The sequence below is a fragment of the Streptoverticillium reticulum genome, assembly GCF_047456005.1.
Lineage (GTDB): Bacteria > Actinomycetota > Actinomycetes > Streptomycetales > Streptomycetaceae > Streptomyces > Streptomyces reticulum.
Genome location: NZ_CP179755.1, coordinates 1,598,276 through 1,624,479, shown reverse-complemented (window position 1 = coordinate 1,624,479; position 26,204 = coordinate 1,598,276). Strand labels below are relative to the sequence as shown.

The following is a 26,204-nucleotide window of genomic DNA, read 5'->3' as shown; positions in this document are numbered from 1 at the left end:
CGGAGTTTCGGTCAACCGACGTGCTCGGTCAGCCACTGGTGGACGGCTGCGGCGGTGGTGGCGGCGTCCTCTTCGAGCATCGAGAAGTGATTGCCGGTGACCTCCCGGCGTGAGTGCGGCAGGTGCCAGTCGGGCCGCCAGTCCGGCAGGCCGTCGCCGAGCACCTCCTGCAGGCACTCCTGCTGCGCCCCGACGAACAGGGTCGGGGCGGTCACCGGGGCGGGCCGCCACCCGTCGAACAGCTCCGCGTACCAGGCCATGGCTGTCAACTGGTCGTCCTCGACGGGAAGTTGCGGGAACTGGTCGACGAGCCGACGCGTGATCGTGGCCATGCCGCGGCACATCGCCGTGCCGGTCGACCCGGGGGAGTCCAGCAGCACCAGCGCGGCTGGCGGAGTGCCCAGGGCCTCCAGCCTCCGGACGGTCTCGTGGGCCATCCAGCCGCCCGACGAGTAGGCCGCGAGCGTGAACCTCCGCCCGGTGAACCGCTGTTGCAGGGTGCGTGCCAGCCGGTCGGCCGCCGCCTCCAGGGTTTCGGGGAGCGGCTCGCCGGTGCCGTAGCCGGGCAGGGCGGCCGTCCACACCTCGCGTCGGTCCCGCAGTGCGGCGGCGAACTTCAGGAACTGGTACGCACCGGTGGGTGCGATCAGCGAGGGCACGCAGACCAGCGGGAGGTCACGGGCGCCGTCCGCGAGCCGCATGGTCTCCGGCTCGGGGCCGCCGGCCGCGTACGTCGGCCGGAGTTCCGCGGCCGCGGCCAACAGCGTGCTGATCCGCTCCAGTTTGCCCGTCCGGGCCGCCGTGCGGAACAGCGTGCCGAGTCCTGCCGCCGCGGGCGCCGGTTCGGGGGCCGGGGCGGCGGGGGCGTCGGGCCGCAGATGGGACATCAGCGCGTCGACGCGCTCACCGCCCTCGGCGAGGAAGTGCGCCGCCAGCGCCCCGACCGACTCCGCGTCGAAGAGCAGCGTGGACGACACCTCGCCCAGGTCCTCGCGGAGCGCGTTGGTGAGCTGCAGGACGAGGATCGAGTCCATGCCGTACTGCGAGAGCGACACCGTCGGGTCGATCTTCTCCGCGGGGATCCTGAGGGTTTCTGCGGCCTTCTCGCGCAGGTACGCGGTCAGCGTCTCGCCGCGGTCCGCGACGGGCTGCTGCGGAACGGGCGCAGGCTCGGAAGCCTGCGGAGCCGGAGCCGGAGCCGGAGCCGGAGCCGGAGCCGGTACGGGCGCGGGCGCCTGTGCGGGCACCGTCGTCGGTGCCGGCGCCGTCGTCGTCCCAGCCGCCCGCAGGGCGACCCGCTGGCGCGCCACCCCGTCGCTCTCCGCCGCAATGATCCGCTGCCCCAGCGCATCCGCCTCCGGCAGCAGGAACACCACCGACGGGAAGCCCTCGCCGTGCAGCACCTCGCGCCAGCTCTCCGGCGACAGCGCGGGCGAGCCCGGGATGCGCAGGGGCGCGTCCTCGAACAGCCACCAGCCTTCGAGCAGGCCGAACGTGAGGTGACTGAAGACGTCGAACTGAGCGAGCTCGTTCAGCAGCAGCCAACCCCCGTCGCGCAGCGCCGCCTTCGCGTTGCGCAGTGTGTTGCGCGTGTCGCTGGTGGCGTGCAGGACGTTGGCGGCGATGACGAGGTCGAAGCTGCCCGCGGGGATGCCCTGGCCGGCGAGCGGCTGCTCCGCGTCGAAGCGCGTGCACGTCAGGTACGGCACGTCGGGACCGAACTCCGCCCGTGCGCGGTTGAGGAACGCCTTCGACAGGTCCGTGTACGTGTAGGTCTCGATGTGCTCCTGGTACGGGCGCAGCGCGGCGAACATCCCCACGCTCGTGCCGCCCGTGCCCGCGCCGATCTCCAGAATGCGCAGCCGTGCGCCCGGTTCGCGGCGCAGCCGCTCCGTCACGACGGAGACGGCGGCGTCGGCCATGGCCCGGTTGTAGGTGTCGGCCACCCGGTTGTTGCGGTAGCAGCCCTCGACGAGCTCGACGGATCCGCGCGGGAACATGACGTCCGTCGGGCGCGTGCGGCCGGTCAGGATGTCGGGCAGGGCGCGCAGTGTGGCGTCGACGAGCGCGAGTTCGGCCTTCTTGTCCGGGTCGGCGGACCAGGCCGCGCGGCGCTCGTCCCACTCGCGGGCGACGACGTCGAGCGGCGGGGCGCAGTCGGGGGCCATGCGCAGTGCGTGGTCGAGCCAGGTGGTGTACCGGTCGAGGATTCCGGCTCGTTGGCGCGCCGCCACAGTGTCGGCGCCGAGCGCCTGCAGATGGGCGCGGGTCATCCGGGCGAGGATCGGGTCGCGTTCGGCCGAGCGCCACTCGGCCATCGCCCGCAGCGTCTCGCGCACGTCCGGCGCCGCGGCCCGTGCGGTGACCGCGTGGGCCGGAAGGCGCTCGGCAGCCCGCCCGTACACCGTCGCGCGCGTCGCGGGGTCGATCGCTTCGAGGGCGTCGAGCCCGGTCACCCTGACGAACCCGGCCCGCGCCTGCGGGCCGCCGAGGAGCGTGCCGAGGGCCGCCATGCCCTCCGGCGGCTCGATCGACAGCAGACCCCAGCGGGCCATGTGCTGCTTGTGGAAGTCGGATGCCGCGCTGCCGATGCTGCCCCACCAGCCCCAGTTCATCACCTTCACCGGGCAGGCCCACTGCCGGGACAGCAGGTGCGCGTAGGAGTCGGCGAAGGTGCACCCGGCGGCGTAGTTGCTCTGCCCGGCCGCCGTGCTGAACGACTGGAGCGAGGAGAAGAACAGGACGAAGTCGAGCGGTTCGTCCGCAAACACCTGTGCCATGGCGGCACTTGCGTCGACCTTGACGGCCAGGGCCGCGCGGAAGGCGGCCTCGTCCATCGCGGCCAGGGTCTGGTCGCGCAGCACGAGCGCGGCCTGGATCACGCCGTCGATCCGCCCGTAGCGGCTCTTGACCTCGGCGTGGGCGCGGCGCAGCGCCGCGGGGTCGGTGGCGTCGGCCGATATGTAGTGGACCTCGCCGCGGCCGTGGACGGTACGCAACTGGGCCTCGACGGAGGCATCGTGCTCCCGGCGCCCGATCCACACGACGCGGGCGCCGTGGCGCTCGACGACGTGCTGCGTCCAGGCCGTGCCCAGGCCGCCCGCGCCGCCGATCACCACGTAGACGCCGCCCTCGCGGTACGGGGCCGCGGGCGCGGGGCCCGTGGCGCACGGGGCGAGCCGGCGGCCGAGCCACTGGCCCGAGCGGAGCGCCCAGGTGTCGCCGTGGGAGTGCGCGGGCAGGGCCGTGAGGCCGGCGGGCCAGACGGTGTCGTCGAGGTCGGTGCGGCGTACGGTCCAGTGGGTGTATTCGCGGCCCAGGGAGCCGAAGAGGCCGTGCAGCCCGGCGTGGGCGGGCAGGACGTCCTCACCCTCGTGCGTGGCGAGGGCGCGGCGCGTGACCAGGGTGATGCCGAGCGGGCGGGCGTCGTGGCCCGTCCGCACCAGGGCCTTGATCATGCGGAAGGCCGCGATGACGCCCTCCTCCTGCGCGGCGACGAAGCCCGCCGCGTCGCCCGGCTCCGGCGCCGTGCCGGGGGCGATCCACACGAGGTGGTCGAGCGGGCCCGCGGCCTGCAGGGCGCGGGCGATCTCGTCGACCGGCGCCTCCGGCCCGAGGGGCCACGCCCGGGAGTCCGGGTGGTCGAGCGCAACGGCCGCGCGCTGGGCGTCCGTTCCGCCGACGACCAGGACGCGGTCCTGCCGGGACGGGACGCGCACAGTGCCCTCGGCCGCCGGGACCGCGTCCCACACGGGCGCGAAGTACGCGGGCACCGGCGCGGGGGAGCGGCGCGAGGCGTAGCCGGTCATGCGGACGCACACCGCGCCGTCCGCGTCGAGGAGATCGATGTCGAGCCGCTCGACCGTGCTGCCCGCCTGCCCGGTGTCCGCGGTGCGGACGACGGCCCACATCGAGGACGTGCAGGGGGCGAAGAGGTCGAGCCGGTCGAGGGCGAAGGGCACCGTGGTGTCCTCCGAAGTGCCGTCCAGGTGCAGGGCCATGGAGGCCTGGATGGCCGAGTCCATCAGCGCCGGGTGCAGCACGTACTCCGCACCGCCCCCGGCCGCGGCCGGGAGGGCGAGCCGGGCGAGCACGGTGCCGGGCCCGGCGTGGGCCTCGCCGATCGCGCGGAGCGCCGGGCCGTGGCTGATGCCCATCGACACGAGCGCCTCGCCGATACGGGCCGCGGACACGGGAGCCGGGCATGCCGCGCGCAGGGCCGCGAGGTCGGCCGGTGCCGGGCGCGGAGCGGTGGACCGGGCGACCCGACCCTCGCTGAACACCGTGGCGTCCGCGGTCACTTCGAAGGCGACCCCGCCGTCGGGCGCGGGCTTCACCCGCACGTCCACCTCGACGGGCGTGCCGTCGCACACGAGCGGCCGCACCCAGGTGACGTTGCGCATCGTGAGCGGTTCCGCGGCACCCGCACCGAGTGCGCGGGCCGCGGCCTCGCGGGCCATCTCCAGGTGGGCGACACCGGGCAGGACCCGGCGGCCGTGCACCAGGTGGTCTCGGAGGACGGACTCGTCATCGGTCAGCGTCGTGGGTGCATGCAGTGCGGCACGGGTCGGCCATGCCGTGGGGACGGTCGGGGCAGACGCGGACGTTGCCGTCTGGTGCGGCAGGGCCGGCGTGCTCGCGTGGCTCTCGCGCAGGGCGGGTTCGCCGGAGGCGTGCGTCACGGGAGCCTGCAGGGCGCCTCGGGGCGACGGGGCGGCGGCAGCTGCCGGGGCAGACTGGGACGTTGCTGCCCGGTGCGGCAGGGCCGGTTCGTCGGCGGCCGGCGTCACGGGGGTCTGCAGCGTGCCACCGGCCGGCGGTGCGGCCCCGACTTCCGGGGCGGACACGGGGCGTGCCGCACGACGCGGCGGCGCCGGCGCGGCCCAGTGGCTCTCGCGGGCGAACGGGTACGCCGGCAGCGGGACGCGGTTGCGGTCGCGCGGTGCGAACAGCGCGTTGTGGTCGAGCGCGGCGCCCTGCACGTAAAGCCCGGCGAGCGTCTCCAGGTCGCCGCGGTACGCGGGCGACGCGGGGGAGCAGCGGCGCACGGCCTCGGCAGCGGACGGGGCACTGCCGGCGGGCATCGCCTGGCCGGTGAACGCCCGTGCTCCGCCCAGGCCTTCGGCCAGGACCGACAGGAGCTCGTCGCGGTCGCGGACGACGCACGCGAAGCGGTGGGCGAAGTGCTCCCGGCCGGCCAGGAGCGTGTAGGCGATGTCGCCGCAGTCCAGGGCCGGTTCGCGGCGGCAGTGCGCCGCCAGGCGCGTCACCTGCTGCGCGAGCTGTTCGCGCGAGTGCGCCGACAGCACGATCAGGTGGGCGCTGCGCGGGGTCCGGGCGCGCAGGGCGGCCGGGGCCTCCTCGATGACGAAGTGCGCGTTCGTGCCGCTCGCGCCGAAGGAGCTCACCACGCCGCGGCGCGGACCGCCGCCGGGCGCCTCCCACTTGCGGGTGCGCGTGGGCAGGTAGAACGGGCTCGCCGCCAGGTCGACGGCCTCGTTGGCCGCCTCGAAGTGCAGGGACGCGGGGATCTGCTCGTTCTTCAGCGCCAGCAGCACCTTGATCATGCCGACGACGCCCGCCGCGTGCTGGGTGTGGCCCAGGTTCGTCTTGACCGACCCCAGCGCGCAGTACCCGGTCCGGTCCGTGCCCTTGCGGAACGCGCGCGTCAGCGCCTCGAACTCGATCGGGTCGCCGAGCTTCGTGCCCGTGCCGTGCGCCTCGACGAGCTGGATCTGCTCGACGTCGATGCCGTAGGACGCGTACACCTCGCTCAGCAGGCTCTCCTGCGACACGGAACTCGGCGCCGTGATCCCGTTCGTCGCGCCGTCGTGGTTGACGCCGGAGCCGTGGATCACGCCGTGGACGTGGTCCCCGTCGGCGAGGGCGTCCTCCAGCCGCTTGAGGACGAGGACGCCGACGGCCTCGCCGGGGACGAACCCGTCGGCGCGGTGGTCGAAGGCGTGGCAGCGCCCGGTCGGCGAGAGCATCCCGGCGCGCCCGGCCAGCTCGTACAGCCGCGGGGTGCTCTGCACGTAGACGCCGCCCGCCAGGGCCATGCTCGTCTCGCCCGCCCACAGGTCCTTGCACGCCAGGTCGATCGCGACGAGCGAGCTCGAACACGAGGTGTCGACCGCGATCGCGGGGCCCTTGAGGTTGAGGAAGTACGAGATGCGGCTGGGGACGAAGGAGGCCGTGTTGCCCCAGAAGGCCTGCGCGGGCGGGTTCTCGCCGACGAGGGTCTGGTAGTCGCCGTCCCAGCAGCCGACGTAGACGCCGCAGCGGCGCTCGTTCATCTGCCGGCCCGCGTACCCGGCGTCCTCCAGCGCCTTCCAGGACTCCTCCAGCAGCAGCCGCTGCTGCGGGTCCATCACGGCGGCCTCGACACCGGAGATGTTGAAGAACAGCGGGTCGAACTCGTCGATCCCGTCGAGGAACGCACCGCGCGTGCAGCGTGAGCCCCGGATGTCCCAGCGGGTGGCCTCGGTGACGAGGTCGTCACCGGCCGCCAGATGGTCCCAGAGCTCGTCGAGCGAGTCGGAACCGGCGAACCGGCCGCTCATCCCGACGACGGCGATGGGCGTACGGCCGGTGCCGGTGCTCCGCGGAGCGGCTTGCAGGGTGACGTGCGGTACGGGGACGGGTACGGCCTTGCGGTGCTCCGCGAGGACGTGCGCGGTGAGGCGGTCGGCGGTGCTGTGGTCGTAGATGACGCTCGTCGACAGGTCGAGCGACAGCGCCTCGTTGAGCTCGTGCACGACGCGGACGGCGAGGATGGAGTCCAGGCCGTAGTCCGCGAAGGCGAGCGCGCCGTCGATCTCGTGCTCCTGCATCGCGAGCGCCCTGGCGATCTTCTCCCGCACGAGGCGGGGGAGTTGCCCGTCGGGCGTGACGTTCATGGTCTCCTCCGGCTCCGCGGCGGGCGGAGCGGACGTGGTGGTGCCGGCCGCGACCGGGGCGAGGTCGCCGATCCAGTAGCGGTCGCGTGCGAACGGGTACGTGGGCAGGGCGATCCGGCGGCGCGGCGCCCCGGCGTCCAGGGCGTGCCAGTCGAGGTCCGCCCCGTCGGCCCAGAGGGCGCCGAGCCGGCCGAGCTTGCCCGCCCGACCCCAGCGCGCGACGAGGAACTCCTGGAGGTCCTCGTCGGCGGCGATCTCCGCGAGGATGCCGCGGGCGCGCCCCGCGGTGCCGCGGTGGACGCCCGCCGCTCCGTCGCCCTCGGCGAGGAACGCGCTCAGTGTGCGCCGCAGTCCGTCGGTGGACGACGCGACGGTGGCGAGGCGCTCCTTCATGGCCTCGCGCCCGGTCTGGAGCGTGAAGGCGAGGTCGGCCACGGCGACGTCGGTGTTCCGCTCCAGGAAGTCGGCCAGCCGTGCGGCCGCGTCGTGGAGCTGCTCCGGTGTCCGGGCCGACAGGACGACGAGGTGCTCGCCGCCGTCGGCCGGGGCGGCGGGGGCCGTGTCGTACTCCTCCAGGATCACGTGGGCGTTGGAGCCGCCCGCGCCGAACGACGAGACCGACGCGATGCGCGGCCCGCGTTCCGGCTGCCATGGTGCGAGCTCGCGCTGTACGAAGAACGGGGTGCGCGCGAAGTCGATGTTCGGGTTGGGGGTGTCGGCGTGCAGGCTCGGCGCGAGCTGCCGGTGCTGCATCTGCAGGACGACCTTGGTGAGGCCCGCGATGCCCGCGGCGGCCTCCAGGTGCCCGATGGCCGACTTCACGGACCCGAGCGCGCAGAACTGCCGGTCGGCCGTGTCCTGTTCGAAGGCCTGGGTCAGGCCCGTCACCTCGATCGGGTCGCCGAGCTCGGTGCCGGTGCCGTGCGCCTCGACGTAGCCGACGTCGCGCGCCGAGACGCCTGCGCGGGTCAGCGCGTCGCGGATCAGCTCCGCCTGGGCGCCCGGACTGGGCACCGTGTAGCCGTGGGACCGGCCGCCGTGGTTGATGCTCGTCCCGCGGATCACCGCCAGCACGCGGTCACCGTCGGCGAGGGCGCGGGACAGCGGCTTGAGCAGGACGGCACCGACGCCCTCGCCGGGGACGAAGCCGTCGCCGCCGTCGCCGAAGCTGCGGCATTCGGGGCCGGCTGCCAGCATGTTCGAGCTGCACAGCTCGACGTAGTCCAGCTGGTGCAGGTAGAGGTTGACGCCACCGGCGATGGCGAGCTCGCACGCGCCCTGCCGCAGGTGCTCGCACGCCTCGTGGATCGCGGTGAGCGACGCCGAGCACATCGTGTCGAGCGTCAGGCTCGGGCCGCGCAGGTCCAGCACGTACGAGGTACGGGCGCTGAGCGAGGCGAAGGAGAGGGCCGGCACGACCGTCTCCCCGGAGGGCAGACGGGCCGCGCCGTGCCGCGCGTGGCCGGACTTGGTCACCCCGGCGAAGACGCCGACGCGCCGGCCGTGCCGGCGCGCGAGCTCCGCGCGGGCGTACCCCGCATCCTCCAGCACCTCCCAGGACGCCTGCAGGAAGAGCCGCTCCTGTGGGTCCATGGCGTAGGCCTCGCGCGGCGAGATCCGGAAGAACAGCGGATCGAAGTCGGCGAACCCGTCGAGGAATCCGCCCCACTTGCTGTAGCTGCGACCGGTGGCGACGGCGGCGGAACGGTCGGGTTCGAAGAACCCGTCGAGCGGCCAGCGGTCGGCGGGGACTTCGCGGATGCCGTCGCGGCCGGTCTTGAGGTTCTCCCAGAACGCGGCGAGGTCCGGGGCGCCGGGGTAGCGGCCGCTCATGCCGATGACGGCGATGGGCTCGCCGGAGCGCTCCGCTGGGGGTGCGGTCGTTCGGCTGCGGGTCGTCTCGGGCTGGTCGCGCAGTTCCCCGCGCCCCTGACGGGGCGCGATCGGATCCGGCTCCACTCCTGTCCAGGCTCGTGCCTCCGTTGCGTACCGGTCCGCCAGGTGGTTGGCGATCGCGCGCAGCGTTGGGAACTCGTAGAAGAGCGTCTTCGACACGCCCCCGAACACCGTCGCCAGCTCCTTGTTCAGCTGCAGCACCGTGATCGAGTCGAGGCCCGCCGAGCCGAGTTGTTCGTCCGCGTCGACCGTGCCCGGTGCGAGCTTGGTGACCCGCGTGTACAGCGCCGTGAGGAGGCGGAGGGTCTCCCGGGTCAGCCGTCCGGATGGGGCGGCGGGCTCCGACACCTTTGACGTCTCCCCGTGCTGGACCCACACCCGGTCCGTGCCCAGCGACCACGCGTCCGCCAGGGCCTTGAGGCCGTCGGCCGACTCCATCGGCGTCAGACCACGGCTCTGCCGCAGATAGGCCAGGCCGGCCTCGTCGACCGTCATCCCGCCGTCCTTCCACAGCGGCCACGCGACCGACAGCGTGCGTCCCGAACACTCCCCGGCCGCGACGCGCGTAGCGCGCTCCGCCGCGAAGACGTCGACGAACGCGTTGGCCGTGGCGTAGTCCGCCTGGCCGGGATTCCCGGTGACGGCCGCGCCGGAGGAGAAGGCGATGAGGAAGCCGAGCGGTGCGCTGCCGATCGCGCGGTCCAGGTTCACCAGGCCGGCGACCTTCGGTGCCAGCACCTCCTCCCACTCCTCGGCCGTCTTCCGCATCAGCACCGCGTCGCGGATCACCCCGGCGGAGTGGATGACGCCGTGGATGTCGCCCGCTTCCTCCCGGACTCGCGCCACCAAGAAGCGCACCTCTTCCCAGCGCGAGACGTCCGCCTGCTCGTAACGGGCGTCCGCCCCCGCGGCCCGGAGTTCGCCGAGGAGCGCGTCGATGCGCGCGTCCCGTGCCGACCGGCCGGTGAGGACGAGCACCGGACGGGCCACGTCCTGCGCGATCCGGCGCGCGACGACGGCACCGATGCCGCCCGCCCCGCCCGTGATCAGGTAGACGCCGCGGTCCCGCCACGGCACGCCCGCACCGCCCGGCTGCGGCGCCGCCGTATCCCAGGTGCACACGGTGCGCACGCCGTCCCGGTAGCGGACGAGGCCGTCCTCCGCCGCGTTCTCCGCAGCGATCGCCGCGACATCCTCGCCCGAACGGGCTCCGTCCTCAAGGAAGATGACCTGACCCGTGAGCCACGGGTGCTCCAGCGCCGCCGTCCGCAGCAGACCGCCGAGCGCGAGGTCGACCGGCTCGTCCGTCAGCACCTGCACGAGCGTCCTGCCCTCGTGCGTCTCCGCGACGAGGTCCCGGACGATGTCGAAGACCTGGCGCGAGACGTCCGCGAAGCGGCTGTCGGTCCGCAGCCCGGGCGACTCGACCGACACACAGCGAACGCCTTCCATGGCACCCTGCGCCGACACAAGGCCCCCGCACAGGATCACCACACGGCGCGCGACCCCGGTCCGCACCGGCCGCTGCTCCGCCCAGCGGGGCGTGAGGAGTGTCGTGCGCACTGCAGCATCCGCAGAATCCGCAGCACCGGCAGCATCGGCTTCCCGCCCGGGAATCCAGTACCGCTCCCGTGCGAACGGGTACGCCGGCAGATGCGCACGGCGCGGCGTCCTCGCCCCGTACTGCGCACGCCAGTCGGGCACGTCCCCCGCGAGCCAGCGGGCGAGCACCGTCCCCGGCTCCGCGGCGCAGCCGCCATCACCCGCGAGGAACGCCCGCAGCCCGTCGGCCAGTTCGGCGTGCGAGGCCACGGTCCAGCCGGCCCGCTCGGCCATCGGCGCGCGCCCCGCCTGCAGGGTCCAGGCGATCGAGGCGAGCGCAGCCGGCCGTTCCGTCGTCTCCAGATACTGCAGCAGGCCAGCCGCCCGGTCGCGCAGCTGCTCGCCCGTGCGGGCCGAGAGCGGGATGACGACGGCGGTCTGCGCGGGGGCGTCGTCACGGACGTCGCCGTCCGGTGCGTACTCCTCGACGACGACGTGGCAGTTCGCGCCGCCGAAGCCGAAGCTGCTCACGCCCGCACGCCGTGGTGCGAGGGCGCCGTCGCGGCCGCGGAGGCGCTGCCAGGGTTCGTTCTCGCGCACGATGTGGAAAGGCCCTCCGTCGAGCCGGATATGGGGGTTGATCTCGCGGCAGTGCTGCGTCGCGGGGAGGACGCCGTGCTGCATCGCGAGGAGCACCTTGAGGAAGCCGGCGATGCCCGCCGCGGCCTCCAGGTGGCCGATGTTCGTCTTCACCGAACCCAGTCCGCAGGCACCGCGGTTGCTGCTCCCCAGCCGCCGGAACGCGGTCTGCAGCGCGCGCACCTCGACCGGGTCGCCGAGCGCGGTCCCGGTGCCGTGGGCCTCGATGTAGCCGATGGTGTCGGGGTCCGTGCCGCCCATCGCGGCCGTGACGAGCTCGGCCTGGGCGTCCGCGTTCGGCGCCGTCAGGGAGTTGGCCCGGCCGCCGTGGTTCTCGGCGCTGCCGACGATGACGCCCAGGATCGCGTCGCCGTCCCGCTCGGCCGCGTCCAGCGGCTTGAGGACGACGGCGCCGACGCCCTCGCCGCGCACATAGCCGTTCGCGTCGGCGGAGAAGGTCTTGCAGCGGCCGTCCGGGCTGAGCATCCCGGCGCGGTGCGCGCTGACGAACGTGTCGACGCTCAGCAGCAGGTTCACCCCGCCCGCCACCGCCACGTCGCACGCCCCCGAGCGGATGGCCTCCACGGCCCGGTGCACGGCGACGAGCGAGCTCGAACAGGCCGTGTCCACCGGCTCGCTGGGGCCGCGCACGTCGAGCACGTACGAGATGCGGTTGACGAGCATCGAGTGCGCGTTGCCCGTCGACGTGAACGCGTCCGGCGGAGTGCCGTACGCCGTGAGGAGGCCGGCGTAGTCGGTGCCCGAGACGCCGAGGAACAGGCCGGTGTTCTTCGGGAGGTCCGCGGGCTGGTACGCGCTGTCCTCCAGCGCGTTCCAGACCGTTTCGAGGGCGAGGCGGTGCTGCGGGTCCATCAGCTCCGCCTCGCGCGGGAAGATCTGGAAGAAGCCCGCGTCGAAGGCGTCGACGTCGTCCAGGACGCCCGCGTGGCGCGGGAAGTCGGACGCCTCGACGGCGGCACGGTAGGCGGCGTCGTAGCGGTGCAGGGGGAACTCCGAGACGGAGTCCTTGCCGTCGGCGAGGTTCGCCCAGTACGCGGCCAGGTCGGGCGCGCCGGGGAAGCGGCCCGCGGCACCGATGACGGCGATGCGCACCGGTGAGCCGTCGGGGGCGGGAACCACCGGGGCGGCGGCCTCCTCGGCCGCGGGCGCCGACATCTGCGCACCCAGGTCCGCAACCAGGTGCCGGCCCAGCGCATCGAGCGTGTTCACGTCGAAGAACGCCGCCGGGCTCAGGTCGGCGCCGAGCCGCTCCTGCACCTGCTTGGCGAACGACACCAGCGAGATCGAGTCGAAACCGAAGGCGTCGAACGTCGTGTGCACGTCCAGTTCGGCGGCCTCGAACTTCAGGATGCCCGCCGCGATGTCCCGCAGCTCGTCGACGACGGAGGCGAGCACGCTGTCGGCCGGGGCCTGCACGGGCTCGGCCACCGCAGGCACAGCCGCACCTTCGTCGCAGTACACCCCGGTGAACTCGCCCAGGACCGCCCCGCTCCGGCTCAGCAGCCGGATGCGCCCCGCGGCGAACTCGCAGAGTACGTAAGCGGTTTCGGCGGCGTCCCCGTACAGCCGCACCTCGTCGATCCGGCGCGGCGCGGCCTGCGCCGCGAGGTGGACCGCCTGTGCGACGGCGGCCAGGACGAACGGCGGGAGGGCGACGTTGCGCCGGGCGTGGTCGCGCTGGAGTTCCGGCGCGGCGACGCCGAGGACGGTCCGGCCGTCCCGCAGCCGGTACGCCTCCGTGAGGCCGGAGGACAACGGCTCGTACTCCGTGCCGCTGTCGGCCAGTTCCGCCAGAACCTCTGCCTTGTCGAGGGTGCGCACCGCGGTGTCCAGGGAGAGCGGCTCGTGAGCCGGCGCCGGCCGGCCGTCCCCCGGACGCACGGTGAACTGCGCGACCGGCACGCGTGCGCCCGAGGCGTCCTCCGCCGACACGACGCCGGAGGCCGACTGCCGGCCTGCCGGGGTGAACGTCGTGACCAGGCGCGCCGTGCCCGTCCAGTCGGTCGGGCCGGCCAGGCGCAGGCCGCTCACCACGGCGTCGGCGGCGAAGCCCGAGACCCGGGCCGCGGCGAACGCCATGTCGACGGCGAACGTCGGGACGATCCCGGGCGTCCGGCCGTGCCGCAGCCCGTAGTCGGCGAGGTCGCCGAGGTGGACGTCGAGGCCGTAGCGCAGGCCGTCGACGTCGGACTCGTTGCGGCCGAGCAGCGGGTGGACCTTGTCGCGCAGGGCGAGCGGCGCGAGCACGGACGGCGCGCCGTCCTCCTGCTCGACCCAGCAGCGCACCCGCTCGAAGGGGTAGGCCGGGAGGGACACGCGCCGCTGCGGGCGGGAGTCGTCCAGCAGATCCCAGTCGGTGCGCTTGCCGCCCACCCATGCGGTGGCGAGCTCGCGCGCCGTCGCCGTCCCCGGGCCGTCGCCCGCGAGGGCGGCGGCGAGGTCGCGGTCTCCCGCGAGGTAGCGGCCGATCGCCGCGGCGGCCTCGTGAGCGTCCCGGGCGAAGAAGGCCCAGCGGCGCGGGAGTTCGTTCTTGCCCACGCGCAGGGTGAAGGCGATCGCGGGCAGGTCGGCCTCGTCGGCTCCGGCCAGGTACTCCCGGAAGCGGGTGAGGTACGCGGCGAGGGCCTCGTCGGTCATCGCGGAGAAGACGAAGAGCTCGGCGCGCCCGTCGTGCTCCCGGCGCGGGGCGCCGCTCGCGGGCACGTACTCCTCCAGGACGATGTGCGAGTTCATCCCGCCCGCACCGATCGAGGTGATGCCGGCGCGCCGGGGGTGGACGACCGTGCGTCCGCCCTCGGTCGTGGTCACCGGCTCCCACGGGGCGAGTTCGCGCTGCACCCGGAAGGGCGTGGCGGCGAAGTCGATGTCGGGGTTGAGCTCGGAGCTGTGCAGCGACGGCACGAGGGTGCCCTCGCGGAGCTGCAGGAGCACCTTCGCGAGGCCGACCATGCCGGCCGCGTGCAGCAGGTGGCCCATGTTGGACTTCACCGAGCCGAGGGCGCAGAACTGCGTGGCGTCCGTGTGCTTCCGGAAGGCGGTGGTGAGCGCCTTGACCTCGATCGGGTCGCCGAGCGAGGTGCCCGACCCGTGGCCCTCCACGTAGGTGATGGTCCGCGGGTCGACGCCCGCGTCCTCGATGGCCTTTTCGATGGCGCGCGCCTGCATGTGCGGGTTCGGGACGGTGAACCCGTTGCGCACACCGGCGTTGGACAGGGCGGTGCCCTTGATGACGGCGTACACGTGGTCGCCGTCGCGCTCGGCCTCGACGAGCGGCTTGAGGACGACGGCGCCGACGCCCTCGCCGAGGATCGTGCCGTCCGCGCCGAGGCCGAAGCTGCGGATCACGTCCGAGGTCGCGGTCGTGAAGTGCTCCTGCGACGACGAGACGAGGTTGTACGGGTGCAGCAGGAGGTTCGCGCCTCCGGCGACCGCCATCCGGCACTCGCGGTTGCGCAGCATCTGCACGGCCTGGTGCACGCACGTCGACGATCCCGAGCACATGGTGTCGAGGAAGACCGACGGGCCGGTGAGCCCGTAGAAGTACGACAGCATGTTGGGGAGCGTCCCCGTGTAGCTGCCGCTCGCCGGGGCCCCGCGCGTGAGGTTGTTCTGGAAGCCGTACAGGTTGTAGTGGTTGCTCATCGTGCCGACGAGCACGCCCACGTCGCCCTGGTACTGCCGCTGGATCGTCTCCCGCGAGTACCCCGCGTCCTCCAGCGCCTCGACGCCGGCCTGCAGGAAGAGCCGCACCTCCGGCGACATCCGCTCGGCCTCGCGCTTCGAGATGTGGAAGTAGCGGGGGTCGAACTCGTCGATGCCGCGCAGGAAGGTGCCCGTGCGGATGACGCTCTTGCCGAGGACGTCGCGGTCGCGGCTGTAGAGGGCGTCGTGGTCCCAGCGGTCGCGGGGGACCTCCTCGAAGCTGTGGCGGCCCTCTTCGAGGACGGACCAGAGCTCGTCGAGCGTCTCGGCGCCCGGGTAGCGGCCGGAGATGCCGATGACGGCGATGTCGTGGTAGTCGTCGCGGGCGGCTGCCACTTCGGCCTGCGGGGCCTTGGAGCCTGTCCGGCGGATCCTGCGGCGCCCCGTCAGGGGCGCGGGGAACTGCGCGCCCGGCCGCGACACACCCGCGGACGGCGTTCCCGCGGCTTCGCCCCGGGCCTCTGGGCGGTGCACCGACTGCGGGCCGTCCGTGGTTGCTCGCGCAGCGAGGACGGCTTCGAGCTTCTCGCGGTGCGCCTCGGCGAAGTACCCCGCCACGCCCTCGATGTTCACGTACTCGAAGAAGATCGTCTTCGAGAGCGGTCCGAAGACGTCCTCCAGGCGTCCGGTGGTCTCCAGGATGCTGAGCGAGTCGATCCCGTACTCGACGAGGTTGACCTCCGGGTCGATCGTCCCGGGGTCGCGGTGCAGCACCTCGCCCAGAAGCCGCTTGAGGAAGACGGCCGTTCGCTCCGCCAGATCGCCCTCGGCGACCGGCTCCACCGCGGTCGCGGCGGACGGTGCCGGTGCGGCGACGGCGCGCCCCTCGGGCGCCATCGTCGCGTCCGCCCCGTACGCCACGACGACGTGCCCGGGTCCGTCGCCCAGGGCGTGGCCGAACACGCGCAGGCCGGGCTCCGTCGGCAGGGGCTCCCAGCCGCGCTGCCGGCGCATCGCCTCCTGCGTCACGGCGTCCGCCGTCATCCCGCCGTCCGCCCACAGCGGCCAGCTGACGGCGACGGTGCGGCCCGACCGCTCGCCGACGTCCGTCAGCGTCTGCCGGTGCGCGGCGAAGGCGTCCAGGAAAGCGTTGGCCGCTGCGTAGTCGGACTGCCCGGAGTTGCCGTAGACGCCCGCGACGGACGAGAAGACGGCGAAGAAGTCCAGCGCCAGATCGCGGGTCGCCGCATCGAGGTTGAGCACGCCGCGCACCTTCGGCGCCATCACGGCGGGCAGGTCTTCCGCGTCCTTGTGCAGGACGTACGCGTCGCGCAGCACGCCTGCCGCGTGGACGATCCCGTCGAGCGAGCCGTGCTCCTGCACGATCGTGCGGACGGCGCGCTCGACGTCCTGCTTGTCGGTGACGTCGGCGGGGACGAAGTGGGCGTCGACCCCGGCCTCGCGCAGTGCGGTCAGGGCCTCCTCGTCGGCGGTCCTGCCGCTCAGGACGACCGTGGTGCCGGCGCAGCGTGCGAGGTAACGGGCGAAGTGCCGTCCCAGGCCGCCGAGTCCGCCGGTCAGCCAGTAGACGCCGCCCTCCTTCAGCGGCGGGACCTCCGGGCCGTCGCCGAGCGTGATGTCGGCGGGGCGCCACGCCTGGCGCGTGCCGTCCGCCGCGTAGCGGATCTCGGCGTCGGGCGCCGTGTCGGCCGCCTCCGCGCGGAGAACGTCCGCGAGCTGCCGGGGCGTTGCGGTGCCGAGCTGCGGGACGCGCACCACGCGGCCGGAGACGAGCGGGTTCTCCAGGGCGACGGTGCGGAACAGACCGGTGAGCGGCGCGTGGACGTGCCGGGGCACCCGGTCGTCGACGAGGACGACACAGCGCTGCGCGATGCCCGGCCGGGACGCCAGCAGTTCCTTCACCCGCGCGAAGACGGCGCCCAGCACGGCGTCCACGCCGTCGGCGAGCCGGTCGGGCGTGACGTCGGGCAGGCGCGTGAGTGTGATGCCACCGGCGGGTTCGGCCGCCTTGCCTGCGACGAAGCCGTGCAGTGTGGCCGCGGCGCCCTGCTCCACGGGCGCATCGGTCCACCCGCTCGTCGCGGTGACGACGCGGCCGGTCTTCTCGGCGACTACCCGCTGGACGAGGCCGCGCAGCCGGACGGCGACGACGCCGTCGGCGTCGCACAGGTCGATGTCGAACGTGTCGAGCACGCCGCTGCCTTCGCGCCGCCGCACCCAGGCCCACGTCTCGGACGGGCACGGGCCGTGGACGTCGGCCTGCTCCAGCGCGAACGGCAGGACGGGACCGCGGGCCGGTGCGTCCGCGGTCTCCGCCATCAGGACCAGCGAGGCCTGGAAGGCCGCGTCCAGCACGCTCGGCGGCAGCACGACACCCTCGTCCGCGCCGGCCTCCGCGGGGCGGACGATCCGGGAGAGCAACTCACCGGAACCCAGGTGGACTTCGCTCATGCCGCGCATGGCGGGCCCGTACTCCAGGCCCTGCGCGCGGAAGGCCGCGTAGACGTCCTCGGCGGCACGCGACGCGGGGCACGCGGCGCGCAGGGCGTCGAGGTCGAGCGTCACCGGCTCCTCGGGCGCGCACAGTTCGGCGGCGCCCTGGCTGTGGACCACGGCCGCGGGATCGTGGGCCGACGGGCCGGAGTACACCTCGAACGCGATCCTGCCGTCGTCGCCGGGGACGAGCCCCACGTGGACGTCGACCGGCGTGCCGCCCGCGACGAGCGGCCGCAGCCATGCGATGTCGCGGAGCCGCAGCGGTGCTCCGCCGCCGGTGGCGTACTCGACTGCCGCGCGGGTCATCTCCACGTAGGCCACGGCGGGCAGCACGCGGGCCCCGCGCACCTGGTGCGCGGCCAGGAACGGCTCGTCCCCGGTGAAGACCGAGCTGTAGCGCTGCTCGGAGAGGTCGGAGGTGTTGCGGTGCACGAGCGGGTGCAGCACGGCCTGCTGTCCGGATGTCGTCTCCGGCACCCTGAACCAGTGACGCTCCCGCGCGAACGGGTAGGTGGGGAGCCTCAACCGGCGGCCGGTGCCGCCGAGTTCGGACCAGTCGACGGTGCCGCCCTCGGCCCAGCGGGTGGCCGTGTCGTCGGCTGTGCCGTGGGCCTTGCCGTCGTCGAGGGTGCCGTTCGCGAACGAGGCGAGCGCCGTGCGCAGTTCGGCTGTGTCCGCGACGACGAACGCCACGCGGGCGGGCATCGGTTCGCGGCCGGACTGGAGGGTGTACGCGATGTCGGCGAGGGCCTGCGGCGGGCGCAGCGCGGCGGCGACCTCGTCGCCGGGCTCCGGCGCGCGGAGGTGGTCGAGGAGGGCGCGGGCGACGGCGCGCAGCCGCTCGGGGGTCTTGGCGGAGAGGGGGACGATGTGCGGGCCCGCGGCGGATGCGGCTTCACCGGCTTCGTCGGTGCGGTGTTCTTCGAGCACGACGTGGGCGTTCGTGCCGCCGAAGCCGAACGAGCTCACGCCCGCGCGGCGCGGGGCGCCGCCGGCCGCGGCGGGCCAGGGCCGGGTGTCGCCGACGATGCGGAAGGGGCTGCCGTCGAGCTTGATGAGCTTGTTCTGCACCTCGAAGCCGACGGTCGCGGGGAGCGTCCCGGTCGCCAGGGCGCCGATCACCTTGGCCATCCCGGCGACGCCCGCGGCCCCTTCGAGGTGCCCGATGTTGGTCTTGACCGAGCCGATGCCGCAGGTGCCGGGCTCCGCCTCGGTGCCCTGCGCCGCGTGGAGGTTCGCGAACGCCCGCTTGAGCGCGACGATCTCGATGGGGTCGCCGACGGGCGTCCCCGGGCCGTGCGCCTCGATGTACGAGACCGTCTCCGGGCGGATGCCCGCCCGGTCGTAGAGGCCCTGGATCAGGTCGGACTGTGCCGCCGGGTTGGTGACCGTGAGCGAACTGGTCTTCCCGCCGTGGTTGGTGGCGATGCCCTTGATGACGGCGTGGATCGGGTCGCCGTCCTCGACCGCCCGCGCGAGCGGCTTCAGGAGCAGTACGGCGCCGCCCTCGCCGCGCACGTAGCCGTCGGCGCTCTGGTCGAAGGCGCGGCTGCGGCCGGTGCGCGAGAGCATGCTCGCCTGGCTGAAGGCGACGAAGTGCTTAGGCGACCAGGCCAGGTTGACGCCGCCGGCGAGTGCGAGGCCGCATTCGCCGTTCTGCAGCGCGGAGACGGCCTCGTAGACCGACACGAGCGAGGACGAGCACGCCGTGTCGTTGGTGATGCTCGGCCCCTGGAGGTCGAGGACGTACGAAATGCGGTTGGCGATGATGGAGTACGCGGTGCCGGTGGGGAAGTAGACGTCGGTCTTGACGCCCTCGCGCTCCATGAGCTCCGCGTAGTCGGCGTGGCACACGCCCATGAAGACGCCGGTCTTCGTGCCCGCGAATGCGCTCGCGCGGTATCCGGCGTCTTCGATGGCCTTCCAGGCGAGTTCGAGGGCGAACCGCTGCTGCGGGTCCATGCTCTCCGCCTCGCGCGGGGAGATGCCGAAGAACGAGGCGTCGAAGCAGTCGGCCTGCTCGACGAATCCGCCCCAGATGCTGCTGGTCTTCTCGGCACCGCCCTTCGGGCTGCCGTACCAGCGTTCCTTCGACCAGCGCTCGGCCGGCACCTCGGAAATGAGCGACCGTCCGGCGACGAGGTGCCGCAGGAGCTCCTCAAGGGTGTCCGAGCCGGGGAATTTCAGGGCCAGGCCGATGATGGCGACGTCGTTCGTGCTCATGCGCCCCGCCTGTCCGCGATCGTGTGCAGTTTCAGCTCGGCGTCCGACGGGGTGACCGTCACGTCTTCTCTCTTCATCACGAATTGCCGGTGGAGGACGGCCGTCGACAGCAGGTAGACGAACGCCTGGTCCTCCTTGGTGCTGATCTCCGCGTCGGGGGTGGACATCACCTTGTCCACGAGCTTGCGGGCGAAGACCGGGTCGATGCAGTCGAGCTGCTTCAGCTCCGCGTCGGAGAGCAGCAGTTCCAGGTAGCCGGGCCGCTGCGCCTTGAACACGGCGCTGCCCGGCGCCTTGTACGGCTGCTTGCGCCGGGTGATGCTCACCTCGGGCAGCTCGCCGCGGAACGCCTTCTTGAGGATTTCCTTCTCGGTGAATCCGTCGTCGAACCGCAGATTCACCGATGCGGCCGCCCGCACCACCGCCGGGTCGAGGAACGGGCACCGGTTCTCGACGCCGTGCGCGAGGCCCATGCGTTCGCCCTGCGTCGAGAGGAGATAGCCGGGGAGCAGGGTCTTGTACTCCAGCCACTGCGCCTTCTGGACGGGGGAGAGCGCCGCGTAGCCCGGTGTGGTGCGGACGAGGTCGAGCAGGTCCGCAAAGGGCTCGGCACGGTCCTTCACCAGGCGGGCGGCGAACCGGCCGTTCTGGTAGCGCAGCTCGTGCGAGAAGAGGCCGGGCAACTGCTCGGCGGAGAACTGCTGGAAGAGCCCGGCCATGTGCTTCTGATGGGCCGGGCCGAAATGCGCCAGCTCGGGGTGGAGGGCGGCAAGCTTCGCCTTCCGCTCCTCGTCCGGCAGTTCGTTCCAGGACGCGCGCAGCAGCGTCTCGCGGAAGAGCGAATAGCCGAGGAACGCCTCGTCGGCGCCCTCGCCGCTGAGGATCGTCTTGACACCGGCCGTGCGCACGTGGCGCGACAGCAGATACATGGGGACGAATGCGGTGCGGAACGCCGGGACTTCGGCGTGGTAGACGGCGGACGGGAAGGCCTCGGCGATGTCGGCGGCCGTCACGGCGATGGACGAGTGGCGGGTCCCCAGGTGCGAGGCCACGGTCTGCTGGCTGCTCGACTCGTCGAAGGTGCGGTCCTCGAACTCCACCGAGAACGTGCGCACCTCGTACGGCGAGAGGTCCGTCGCGAGCCGGGTCACGATGGACGAGTCGAGGCCGCCGCTCAGATAGACGCCGACCTCGACGTCGCTGCGCAGCCGCAGCTCGACGCTCGTGCGGAGCGTCTCGCGGACGTACGCCGCCGCCTCGTCCTCCGTTCCCGTGAACGGGTCGGCGGTGACGCCGAGTTCCTCGTAGGCGTGCAGGGCGCGGTGCTCCCCGCGCACGGTGAGGACGCTGCCCGTCGGGAGCTGCCGGATTCCCCGGAAGGGGGTGCGGTCGGGCAGCGGTGTCCACACGGAGTAGATCGTTTCGAGCTCACGGGGGTCGAGCTCGAAACGAAAACCGGGGAAGGCGTGGAAGGCCTTCATCTCCGAGGCGAACAGGAAGGCGCCGGGGCGGTCGGAATAGAAGAGGGGGCGTTTGCCGTAGCGGTCGCGGGCCAGGAAGAGCTCGCCCGACTCCGCGTCCCGGATCGCGAACGCGAAGGCGCCGTTGAAACGGGGCAGACATGCCGGACCCCATTCGATCCAGGACTGCAGGACCACTTCGGTGTCCGAGTGGGTGCGGAAGGTCCGGCCGAGCCGCTCCAGTTCGGCGCGGAGTTCGAGGTGGTTGTAGAGCTCACCGTTGAAGCAGATCCAGTACCGCTCCGAGGGGTCCGGCATCGGCTGCTGCCCCGAGGCGAGGTCGACGATCGCCAGCCGGACCATGCCCATCGCGATGCCGTCGTCGAGGTAGTAGCCCGCCTCGTCCGGCCCGCGGTGGCGGATGCGCTCCAGCATCGCGGTGACGGTCGCGGGCGCCGCGCCGCCGCCCTGGAGCGACGGCGCGACGAATCCGGCTATCCCGCACATGCGGTGTCCCCTTGGCGTTCGGAGAGCTTTCCGGCGAGCTTTCCGGCCACGAAGCCGTCGATCGCGTCGAGCGAGACGAGGACGCTCGTGAGCATGTCCTCGTCCGAAATGCCGATCCCGAACTCGTCCTCGAGGAAGCCCATGAGCTGGATGTAGCCGAAGGAGTCCATGACCCCGGCCTTGAAGAGGTCGCTGTCGGCCGTGACGTCGCCGCCGAACTCGACCAGGAAACGGTCCTCGACGAACTGCCGGATCTTCTCTGTTCTGTTCACGTGTCGTTCACGTCCTGTTTCGAGCGGGGGGAGGGGAGGCGGGGGTGGGGGAGGGAGCGGGGGAGGAGCCGCGGATGCCGTCGACCATGCGCAGCAGGGACTTGCCGCCCACTTCCTCGCATTCCAGCGGGGTGTCGTGGGCGAGCAGACCGCGAATGCTGTCCGTCCAGCGCACCGGCGCGACGAGCTGCTCGCTCAGCGTCCGGACGATCGCGCCCTTCTCGTAAGGGCGCCCGGTCACGTTGGCGATCACCGGAACCACCGGCTCCGCGAAGGTGAACTGCCGGAGAAATTCCTCGAATGCGACGCGGGCCGGCTCCATGTAGCGCGAGTGGAACGGGGCGCTGACGCGCAGCGGGACGCACCGCACGTCCCGGCGCTGCAGCGCCGCGTGCGCGTCCCGCAGCACGCCGGACGGGCCGGCGACGACGATCTGGGCGTCGGTGTTGTAACCCGCCACGTCGACCCCCTCGACGCCGTCCTGCGCGAGGATCTCCCGCAGGCGCTCCTCGGGGGTGTCCATGACCGCGGTCATGCCGCCGCCGGACGCGGCGGCCATGAGCGCGCCGCGCCGCTGCACGAGCCGCAGGCCCGTCTCGAAGTCGAATACCCCCGCGGCCAGCAGGGCGTTGTACTCGCCCAGGCTGTGCCCGAGACAGCAGTCGGCCTGCCGGTCCTCGCGGTGCGTACGCTCGAAGGTGTGCAGGGCGTTGACGGTGTAGAGGGCGGGCTGGGTGTATTCCGTGCGGGAGAGCAGGCCGTCGGGGTCGTCGCGGCACAGCGCGACGAGGTCGTAGCCCAGGAGGTCGCAGGCGAAGCGGGTGAGTCCGGGGTAGCGGTGGAAGACGTCGGCTCCCATTCCCCGGAATTGTGCGCCCTGTCCTGGAAAGAGAATCGCGAATGGCATGGGGGCTTGGTGGTCCCTGTCTGCTGTGCGGTCTGCGCCGGGGTCCGGTCCGGCGCAGCGTCCGGCCGGCGGTGGGGGGTCGCCGGCCGGACGTTGGCCTCATCGTGCGTCACCGTCCTTGCCGTGGCCTGGTCGGGACGCTGGCGGTGCCTTGCCGGTCGGGCAGCTGCGCTTGCCGACTCCTTGCCGCCCGCTTGCCGTTGGGATGTCGTTGGCTGATAGGAGGTCTTGGAATGATTCGTTCCCTATGCCAAGATCACTTTCCGGAGGGGGGCGGTCACACCGAGCCCCGTCCACCGGCACAGCCCGCGCGTAGAACGACAGGAACCCGTATGCCCGCACCGCAGTCGCCGAGCACGTCGCCGCACATCGGACGGGCCGTGCCGCCCGGACCGCTGCTGCGCGTCCTCGGCCCCATGACGGCGCAGTACGAGGGGGACGACCTGCCGCTCGGCCCCCCGCGCCGCCGGACGCTGCTCGCGCTGCTGCTCATACGCCTGGGCCGGGTCGTGCCCACCGAACTGCTCGTCGAGGAGCTGTGGCCGGACGGCCCCCCGCGGCAGGCCGTCGCCACGCTGCAGAGCCACGTCTCCCACCTGCGCGGCGTCCTGGACCCCGCCGCCGGCGGCACGCCCTCGCTGCTGCGCTACCGGGCGCCCGGATACGTCCTCGAGCTCACCCCGGAGCGGACCGACGTCGGCCGCTTCGAGCAGTTGGTCACCGCCGGGCGGCAACTCCTGGACCGCGACGACCCGCGCACCGCGCGCGACCGGCTCACCGAGGCGCTGGGCCTGTGGCACGGCTCCCCGTACACGGAGTTCGCCGCGCACCCGCCGCTGGCCGACGAAACGATCCGGCTGGAGCAACTGCGGCTCACCGCCCTGGAGTCGTGCGCCGAGGCCGGGCTCGCCCTCGGGGCCGCCGACGAGGTGGCCGCCGAGCTCGACCGCGAGGTGCGCCGGCACCCGACCCGCGAGCGGCTCGTCGGCCACCAGATGACAGCGTTGTCCCGGCTCGGCCGGCAGGCCGAGGCGCTGGAGGTCTACGAGCGCACCCGCAGCCATCTCGTCGAGGAGTTCGGGGTGGACACCGCCCTCGAACTCCAGCGGGTGCACACCGCGATCCTCCGCCAGGAGCCGGCCGTCGCGGAACCGGACGGCACCCCCATGCCCGTCGAGCCGACAGCCGCCGAAGCACCCCCGCCCGCAGCCGCCCCCGAGCCGGCCCGCCCTCTCGCCCCCTCGCCCCTGGTCGGCCGGGACCAGGAGCTGCACCGCCTGGTGACCGCCGCGGCGGGCGCCCTCACCGGCCACGGCCACGTGGCGGCCGTCCTCGGCCCGGCCGGCGTCGGCAAGACCCGGCTGCTGACCGAGCTCGCCCCCGGCCTGGAGACCGCCTACGAGAACCTCGACGTCGTGTGGAGCCACTGCCACCCCGGCGAGGGGGTCCCGCCCTACTGGCTGTGGACCCAGGTCCTGCGCCGCCTCTCGGCCGCCCGGCCGGACGCCTTCCGCGCCGCCACCGCCCCCTTCGGCGCGCTCCTGGCCCCGCTGATGCCCGAACGGCTCGCCGGGCCCGAGACGTTGCCGGCCTCCGAGGCCGACTGGGCCCAGGCCCGCTTCCTCACCCACGACGCGGTCTGCGAGGTCCTGGTCGCCCTGGCCGCCAAGCGCCCGATCGCACTGCTCCTGGAGGACCTGCACTGGGCCGACACCCCCTCCCTGGAGCTGCTCGCCCTGCTCGGCACCCGCCGCCAGGGCCGCTCGCTGAGCATCGTGCTCACCGCACGGGACTTCGCCGTCGACTCCGACGCCACGATGAGCCGGCTGCTCTCCGACGTCCTCAGGGGCCCCCGCACCGAGACGCTGCGGCTCGACGGGCTCTCCCGGCCCGCCGTCGCCGCCCTGGTCGAAGCGCAGGCCGGGCCCGGCGTGGACGCCGGCGTCGTCGAGGCCCTGCACCAACGCAGCGAGGGCAACCCGTACTTCGTCATGCAGCTCCTCTCCCTCCTCGGCGACGCCCGGCGCCTGCACGACAGCGGCGCCACCGACGTCTTCCTCACCCGGATCCCCACCGGCGTGCGCGAGGCGCTGCGCCAGCGCTTCGCCGCACTGCCCGAACAGGTCCTGAGCCTCCTGCGGCTGTGCGCCGTCATCGGCGACGTGATCGACACGGACCTGCTGCTGCACATCGCCGACACCGAGGCCGAACCGGTGGTCACGGCACTGGAGTCGGCGATCCGCGCCGACCTGCTGGGCGAGGACCCGCACCACCCCGGGCGGCTGCACTTCGCCCACGCCCTGGTGCGGGAGACGCTCGTCGACGAGACCGCCCGCGACGAGCGCCACCGGCTGCACGCCCGCATCGCCGAGGCCCTGTGCGCCCGGCGGCACGGGGAGGTGGGGGACGAGGAGATCGAGCGGGTCGCCCACCACACCTGGAACGCCAAGGACGCCATCCACGCCGAGGAGGCGCTGCCCCGGCTGCTGCGCGCCGCCGAGCACGCCGAGCAGCACCTCGCGTACGAACAGGTCGAGACCTGGCTGCGCCGCGCGGTGCACCTCGTCGGCTACCTGTCGCCCGACGACACCTCGGCCCGCGGCCTGGAGCAGCGGCTGCACATCCAGCTCGGCCAGGTGCTGGCCACCACCCGCGGCTACGGCGACGCCGAGGCCGAGGCGGCCCTCGGCCGGGGCCGCGCCCTGAGCACCGTCACGCACGCCCCCGAGGACCCGTCGGTGCTCTGGGCCCTGTGCGCAGCACTTCTGGTCACCGGCCGCTACGACGAATCGCGCCAGTTCTCCGGCCTGTCACGGGAGATCGCCGCCCGGACGCAGCACCCGGTGGCCCTGCTCGGCGCGGCCTACGGCGAGGGCATCGTGCTGCACCTCCGCGGCCAACTGCCCGAAGCGCTCGGGGAACTGGAGCACGCCGTCACGATGGCCGACCGCTTCGCCCGCGAAGGGCACGAGCTGGCCCGCACCTTCCAGCACGACCCGCGCGTCTCCTGCCGCTCCTACGACGCCTTCACCCACTGGCTCCTCGGCGACAGGGAGGCGGCCGACCGGCGCCGCGCGGAACTGCTGCGCCTGACCGGCTACGAGAGCCGGCCCTCCGACCGCTCCTTCGCCCTCTACGTGGACGCGGTGCTGGCCGCCTGGGAGGGGGACGCCGAGGCGGTGCTCGCCACGACCGACGAGGGCGTCGGGGTGGCGGCCGACCACGGACTGCTCTACTGGAAGGCGATGCTGAGCGTGCCCCGGGGCTGGGCCCTGACGCACGCCGGCCGGGAGGCCGAGGGTCTGGCGCTCATGCACGCCTCCCTGGACGAACTGCGCCTGTCCAGGAGCCACTTGCGCCTCCCGCTGCACCTGGGCCTGCTGGGCCAGGCCCAGCACCGCGCCGGGCAGCGGGAGGAGGCGAAGGACACCTTCGGCAAGCTGCTCGCGGTTGTCGGTCACCGGCGGGAGTACGTCTACCTCGACCCGGCGCTGCCTGCCACGCGGCTCTTGCACGAACTCCTGGGCCGGGGCGCGGCGGAGTCGGTGCTGGCGGCGGGGTGACGCCGGCTGTCCCGAAGGGACGCGGGGCGGGCGGTTTGGCCTCGCGCTTTCGCGGCTCGGTCATCTGTGTGTTGACGGTGAACGAGAGCTCGACTAACCGGTGTCGGGACAGGAGG

General features: G+C 73.3%; 5 protein-coding genes. 1 reads left to right on the top strand and 4 read right to left on the bottom strand.

The window, feature by feature from the left end; genetic code table 11:
- Window positions 1-11 precede the first annotated feature (11 nt).
- The 4 genes from ACMATS_RS07435 to ACMATS_RS07420 are packed head-to-tail and all read right to left on the bottom strand — an operon-like array spanning window position 12 to window position 22,525.
- Complete coding sequence (locus ACMATS_RS07435; protein ID WP_414167378.1) at window positions 12-19,379, bottom strand: SDR family NAD(P)-dependent oxidoreductase; 19,368 nt, start codon at window positions 19,377-19,379, stop codon at window positions 12-14.
- Window positions 19,376-21,346 (bottom strand): asparagine synthase (glutamine-hydrolyzing), encoded by a 1,971-nt coding sequence (gene asnB, locus ACMATS_RS07430; protein ID WP_414167377.1) that lies wholly within the window; start codon window positions 21,344-21,346, stop codon window positions 19,376-19,378. Before asnB ends, ACMATS_RS07435 begins: the two co-directional genes overlap by 4 nt.
- Window positions 21,334-21,618 carry a phosphopantetheine-binding protein gene (locus tag ACMATS_RS07425; RefSeq protein ID WP_414167376.1) on the bottom strand — a complete coding sequence of 95 codons (285 nt, stop codon included), beginning with the start codon at window positions 21,616-21,618 and terminating at the stop codon, window positions 21,334-21,336. Before ACMATS_RS07425 ends, asnB begins: the two co-directional genes overlap by 13 nt.
- A 7-nt stretch (window positions 21,619-21,625) precedes the next feature.
- Window positions 21,626-22,525: an ACP S-malonyltransferase gene (locus tag ACMATS_RS07420; protein WP_414167375.1), complete on the bottom strand. Its 900-nt coding sequence runs from the start codon at window positions 22,523-22,525 to the stop codon at window positions 21,626-21,628.
- A 332-nt stretch (window positions 22,526-22,857) separates the two neighbouring features.
- On the opposite strand from ACMATS_RS07420, the gene ACMATS_RS07415 reads away from it, so the two are divergent.
- Window positions 22,858-26,088 carry an ATP-binding protein gene (locus ACMATS_RS07415; RefSeq protein WP_414167374.1) on the top strand — a complete coding sequence of 1,077 codons (3,231 nt, stop codon included), beginning with the start codon at window positions 22,858-22,860 and terminating at the stop codon, window positions 26,086-26,088.
- The last annotated feature ends 116 nt before the right edge of the window (window positions 26,089-26,204 follow it).